This window comes from Streptomyces sp. NPDC052687 (assembly GCF_040678395.1).
Taxonomy (GTDB): Bacteria; Actinomycetota; Actinomycetes; order Streptomycetales; family Streptomycetaceae; genus Streptomyces.
In genome coordinates this window covers 79090-85089 of sequence record NZ_JBFATR010000020.1, presented here as the reverse complement: position 1 = coordinate 85089, position 6000 = coordinate 79090, and the positions used below count along the sequence as shown (strand labels likewise).

The window sequence follows — 6000 nt, the reverse complement described above, 5'->3', positions numbered from 1 at the left end:
TCCCGCCGCCCGCCCCTGGGTGCCCCCCCCCCCCGGCCGCCCCCGCCCCCCCCCGGGACTCTTCGGATGCCACCACGCACGTCCCCGCAGTTCACCCGGTGAGGGAAGAGTCCCCGTGCAGTTCCGCCAACAGGCCCTCGCCAGGCTCCAGTCGTCCGAGGAGCTGGACCTCCCCGTGCGCCTCGCCCGCCCGCAGGGCTGGCTCGTGCTGTCCGTGACGGTCGTCGCGATGGCCGCCGCGTCGGTGTGGGCGGTGACGGGCAGCGTGTCCTCCACGGTGAGCGCGCCCGCCATCCTCACCCACGGCCAGGGCAGTTACGTCCTGCAGAGCCCCGTCGCCGGCCAGGTCACCGAGATCCTGGCCGAGGAGGGCGAGCGGCTGCCCGCCCACTCCCCCGTCCTGAAGGTCCGTACGGCCGAGGGCGAGACCGTGGTCCGCTCCCTGGCCGCGGGCCGGCTGACCGCGCTCGCCGCGACGATCGGGCAGATCGTCTCCACCGGCGCGGACGTCGCCGCCGTGGAGAAGGTGACGGCGAAGGACGCCCCGCTGTACGCGACGGTGTACGTCCCCGCCGAGAACGCCTCCGCGATCCCCGCCGACGCGCCCGTGGACCTCACCGTGCAGACGGTGCCCACCCAGGAGTACGGCGTGCTGCGCGGCCATGTGCAGTCCGTGGACCGTTCGCCGCAGACCGCCCAGCGCATCGGCGCGTTCCTCGGTGACGGCCGGCTCGGCGAGCAGTTCACCGAGGACGGCCGTCCCGTCGCCGTGCTCGTCCGCCTCGACAAGTCGGCGTCCACGAAGAGCGGTTACGCCTGGTCGACCACGGACGGCCCGCCGCACCGCCTCACCTCCATGACCCTGGCCACCGGCTCGATCCGGCTGGCCGATCAGCGTCCCGTCGATTGGCTGCTGCCGTGACCACCACCGCCGGGGAAACCCGGGGCCGCCGCCGGGCCGCCCCGCCGCGGCGCACGGTCCCCAAGGTGCGCCGCCGTACCGTGCGCACCCCCACCGTGCTCCAGATGGAGGCCGTCGAGTGCGGCGCCGCCTCCCTGGCGATGGTGCTCGGTCACTACGGCCGGCACGTCCCGCTGGAGGAGCTGCGCATCGCCTGCGGTGTCTCCCGCGACGGCTCGCGCGCCAGCAACCTGCTGAAGGCGGCCCGCGGTTACGGCCTGACGGCCAAGGGCATGCAGATGGACCTGGCCGCGCTCGCCGAGGTGCAGGCGCCGGCCATCCTGTTCTGGGAGTTCAACCACTACGTCGTCTACGACGGCATGGGCCGCCGCTTCGGCCGCCGCGGCGTGTGGGTCAACGACCCCGGCAAGGGCCGGCGGTTCGTGCCGATGGAGGACTTCGACGGCAGCTTCACCGGTGTGGTGCTGGTGATGGAGCCCGGCGCGGACTTCACCAAGGGCGGGCGCCGGCCGGGCGTGCTCGGCGCGCTGCCCGCCCGGCTGCGCGGCACCGCGGGCACGTTGCCCGCCGCCGTCCTGGCGAGCCTGCTGCTGGTGCTGGTCGGCGCGGCGGTGCCGGCGCTCAGCCGGACGTACATCGACATGTTCCTCATCGGCGGGCAGACCTCGCTGCTGGACGTGCTGTTCACGTCCATGGGCGCGTGCGTGCTGCTCACGCTGGTGCTGACCTGGCTGCAGCAGGCGAACCTGCACCACGGCCGGATCATCTCCTCCACCCTGTCCAGCGCCCGCTTCCTGCGCCATCTGCTGCGGCTGCCGGTCACCTTCTTCTCCCAGCGCAGCCCGGCCGATCTGGTGCAGCGCCTCCAGTCCAACGACGCGGTCGCCGAGACCCTGGCCCGCGACCTCGCGGCGGCGGGCGTGGACGCGGTGGTCGTCGTGCTGTACGCGGTGCTGCTCTACACGTACGACCCGCAGCTGACGTTCGTCGGCATCGGCGTGGCGCTGCTGAACCTCGTCGCCATGCGCGTGGTGATCCGGCTGCGCGCGACCCGTACGGCGAAGCTGCGCGCGGACAACGCGCGGCTGACCACGACGGCGTACTCCGGTCTGCAGCTCATCGAGACGATGAAGGCGACCGGCGGCGAGGACGGCTACTTCCGCAAGTGGGCGGGGCAGCACGCGACCACCCTGGAGGAGCAGCAGCGGCTCGGGGTGCCGAGCGCCTGGCTGGGTGTGGTGGCGCCGACGCTGGCCACGCTGAACAGCGCGCTGATCCTGTGGATCGGCGGGATGCGGGCCGTCGAGGGCCATATCTCGGTGGGTCTGCTGGTCGCCTTCCAGGCGCTGGTCACCCGGTTCACGGCGCCGCTGACCCGGCTCAACGGGGTCGCGGGCCGGATCCAGGACTTCGCGGCGGACGTGGCGCGGCTGAAGGACGTGGAGAACTTCCGCGCGGACCCGCTGTACAGCCGTACGGGCGGGGAGTCCACGCGGCGGCTGCACGGGCACGTCGAGCTGGAGAACGTCACCTTCGGCTACAGCCCGCTGGACAAGCCGCTGCTGACCGGTTTCGACCTGACCGTCGGGCCGGGGCAGCAGGTGGCGCTGGTCGGCGGGTCCGGCAGCGGCAAGTCGACCGTGTCGCGGCTGATCGCGGGTCTGTACACGCCGTGGGAGGGCGTCATCCGCATCGACGGGCGGCGTCTGGAGGACATTCCGCGCGGCGCGCTCGCGGCCTCCGTCTCCTTCGTCGACCAGGACGTGTTCCTCTTCGAGGGCACGATCCGCGACAACGTGGCGCTGTGGGACCCGTCGATCCCGGACGACGCGGTGATCGAGGCGCTGCGGGACGCGGCCCTGTACGACGTGGTGATGCGCCGTCCGGGCGGCATCCACAGCCGGGTCGAGCAGGACGGGCGGAACTTCTCCGGCGGGCAGCGCCAGCGGCTGGAGATCGCGCGGGCGCTGGTGCGCCGGCCGAGCGTCCTGGTGCTGGACGAGGTGACCAGCGCGCTCGACGCGGAGACGGAACTGGTCGTGATGGACAACCTGCGGCGGCGCGGCTGTGCCTGTGTGGTGATCGCGCACCGGCTGTCCACCGTGCGGGACAGCGACGAGATCGTGGTCCTCCAGCACGGCACGGTCGTCGAGCGCGGGCGGCACGCGGAGCTGGTGGCGCGCGGCGGCGCGTACGCGGCACTGGTCAGGGAGCGGTGAGATGACGACCCTCGACGAGGGCGACCTGGTCCTGGGCGCCCTGTCCTCGCTGGGCACGCCGATCGACGGGTCGGCGCTGACCCGGCTCGATCTGGAGGGCCCGCAGGTGCTGTGGCTGGTCGCGGCGGGCGCGCTCGACCTGTTCGCGGTGGACGCGGCGCGGCAGGGGCACTGGCACCACCTGGGCCGGCTGGAGGCGGGCACGCTGCTGCTCGGCCCGGTCGCGGGCCCGCAGCACACGCTGGTGGCGCGTCCGGTGCGGGGCTGTGTGGTGCACCGCATCGGCCTGCGCGAGCTGTACCAGCCGGCGGCCACGCAGACCTGGTCGTACGACGAGTACGGCACTCCGCAGTACGTGCCGCCGACGACGAGCCCGCTCGAGTACGCCCTCGCGCTGGGCGTGGGCCGCGGCCTGTCGGTGCTCTTCCAGGCACCGATGGCGTCGGAGGGAGCCGTCGAGGGGGCCGGGGCGGTCACCGACGAGGACGTGTTCTGGATGCAGGTGCCGCCGGGCAGCGTCCAGTACGGCTCGCTGTACGGCGCGGAGGCCGCCGCCGATCTGCTGATGGACCCGGCGCTGTGGCAGAGCCTGGTGGACCAGCAGTACCGCCTGCTGACCACGCTGGACCGGTGGATCGAGCAGCTGGAGCGCAGCCACGAGACGCGCGCCGCGGCCGGGATCAAGGCCGGCGAGCAGGTGCGTGCGCGGGCCGACCGGACGCTGCTGGCGGCCATCGGCCGCTCCTCGGAGCGACGGACGACGGCCGCCGACGCGGACGCCACCTACGCGGCGTGCCGGCTGGTGGCCCGCGCGGCGGGGATCGCGCTGGCCGATCCGGGCCACGGCGGCACGGAGAGCGACCGCCTCGACCCGGTGGAGCGGATCGCGCTCGCCTCCCGGGTGCGCACCCGCGCGGTGCGGCTGGACGGCGCCTGGTGGCGGGAGAACGCCGGACCGCTGGTCGGGCAGCGGGCGCTGTCCGGGGCGCCCGTCGCGCTGCTGTGGCGGCGCGGCGGCTATGTGGCCGTCCATCCGGCGACCGGGCGGGAGACGCCGGTCGAGAAGGCCAACGCGGGCGAGTTCGAGCCGCGCGCGGTGATGTTCTACCGGCCGCTGCCGGACCGCCCGCTGGGTCCGCTCGGGCTGCTGCGGTTCTGTCTGCGCGGCACGCGCGGCGATGTGACCGCGCTGCTGCTGAGCGGGCTGGTGACGGTGGCGATCGGCGCGCTGGTGCCGATCGCGACCGGCAAGGTGCTCGGCGAGTACGTGCCGAAGGCACAGGGCGGGCTGATCGCACAGGTGTGCGCGGCGGTGATCGCCTGCAGTGTGGTGGCGGCGGCGTTCATGCTGCTGCAGAACCTGACGCTCCTGCGGCTGGAGGGCCGGATCGAGGCGACGCTGCAGCCGGCCGTGTGGGACAGGCTGCTGCGGCTGCCGACGAAGTTCTTCACCGGGCGGTCCACCGGTGAGCTGGCCAGTGCGGCGATGGGCATCAGCGCGATCCGCCGGCTGCTCGCGGGGGTCGGCCCGACGGTCGCCCAGTCCGTGACGGTCGGGGCGGTGAACCTGGGGCTGCTGCTGTGGTACAGCGTGCCGATGGCGCTGGCGGCGGTGGCCATGCTGGTCGTCGTCTCGGCCGTGTTCCTCGGGCTGGGGCTGTGGCAGGTGCGCTGGCAGCGGCGGCTGACGGTGCTCACCAACAAGCTGAACAACCAGGCGTTCCAGACGCTGCGGGGCCTGCCGAAACTGCGGGTGGCGGCGGCGGAGAACTACGCGTACGCGGCGTGGGCGGAGGAGTTCGCGCGCGGCCGGGAGCTTCAGCAGCGGCTCGGCCGGATCAAGAACCTCTCCACGGTGCTCGGGGCGGTGTACCTGCCGCTGTGCTCGCTGCTGATGTTCATGCTGCTGGCGGGGCCGGCGCGGGGTTCGATGTCGGCGGCCGAGTTCCTGGCGTTCCACACGTCGGTGACCATGCTGCTGACCTCGGTCACCCAGCTGACCGGCGCGTTCGTGTCGCTGGTGGCGGCGCTGCCGCTGTACGAGCAGATCAAGCCGGTGCTGCGGGAGCTGCCCGAGGTGCGCACGGCCAGCACCCGGCCGGGGCGGCTGTCCGGCGCGATCGAGGCACGGCGGCTGTCCTTCCGCTACTCCGACGACGGTCCGCTCGTCCTCGACGACGTCTCCTTCGCCGTCCGGCCCGGCGAGTTCGTAGCGATCGTCGGCCCGAGCGGCTGCGGCAAGTCCACGCTGCTGCGGCTGCTGATCGGCTTCGACCGCCCGTCCTCGGGCAGTGTCCTCTACGACGGCCAGGACCTGGCCGCGCTCGACCAGTCGGCGGTACGGCGGCAGTGCGGGGTGGTGCTGCAGCACGCGCAGCCGTTCACCGGGTCGATCCTGGACGTCATCTGCGGCACCGAGCCGTACACGCCGGAGGAGGCGATGGCGGCCGCCGAGATGGCGGGGCTCGCCGAGGACATCAAGCGCATGCCGATGGGTCTGCACACCATCGTCGCCGGCAACGGGGCGATCTCGGGCGGCCAGCGGCAGCGGCTGATGATCGCGCAGGCGCTGATCCGCCGCCCGCGCATCCTCTTCTTCGACGAGGCGACCAGCGCGCTGGACAACGAGACGCAGCGGCGGGTCATCGAGAGCACCAAGGCCCTCGACGCGACCCGCGTCGTGATCGCCCACCGGCTGTCGACGGTGCTGGACGCCGACCGGGTCATCGTGATGGACAACGGCCGGATCGCCCAGCAGGGCCCGCCCTCCGAGCTCCTCGCGGACACCGGCGGCCGCCTGCACGAGCTGGTGCGGCGGCAGCTGGCGTGAACCGGGCGGCGCGGCGGTGCGCCGTGGCC

At 73.5% G+C, this 6000-nt stretch carries 3 protein-coding genes; all 3 read left to right on the top strand.

The window, feature by feature from the left end; genetic code table 11:
• The first annotated feature begins 115 nt into the window (after positions 1-115).
• Genes AB0K92_RS18395 through AB0K92_RS18385 form a run of 3 tightly spaced genes read left to right on the top strand, consistent with a single transcriptional unit; the run spans position 116 to position 5971 of the window.
• Positions 116-922, top strand: coding sequence for an HlyD family efflux transporter periplasmic adaptor subunit (locus AB0K92_RS18395; RefSeq protein WP_365924068.1), 807 nt, complete (start codon positions 116-118; stop codon positions 920-922).
• Complete coding sequence (locus AB0K92_RS18390) at positions 919-3141, top strand: NHLP family bacteriocin export ABC transporter peptidase/permease/ATPase subunit (protein WP_365924066.1); 2223 nt, start codon at positions 919-921, stop codon at positions 3139-3141. Before AB0K92_RS18395 ends, AB0K92_RS18390 begins: the two co-directional genes overlap by 4 nt.
• A gap of 1 nt (position 3142) precedes the next feature.
• A complete protein-coding gene (locus AB0K92_RS18385; RefSeq protein ID WP_365924064.1) occupies positions 3143-5971 on the top strand; it encodes an NHLP bacteriocin export ABC transporter permease/ATPase subunit in 2829 nt (942 codons plus the stop codon).
• Positions 5972-6000 lie beyond the last annotated feature (29 nt).

Bases quoted from the DNA above. Each gene is read 5' to 3' on its own strand.
- AB0K92_RS18385 (WP_365924064.1), top strand. From the start codon at position 3,143: ATGACGACCCTCGACGAGGGCGACCTGGTCCTGGGCGCCCTGTCCTCG.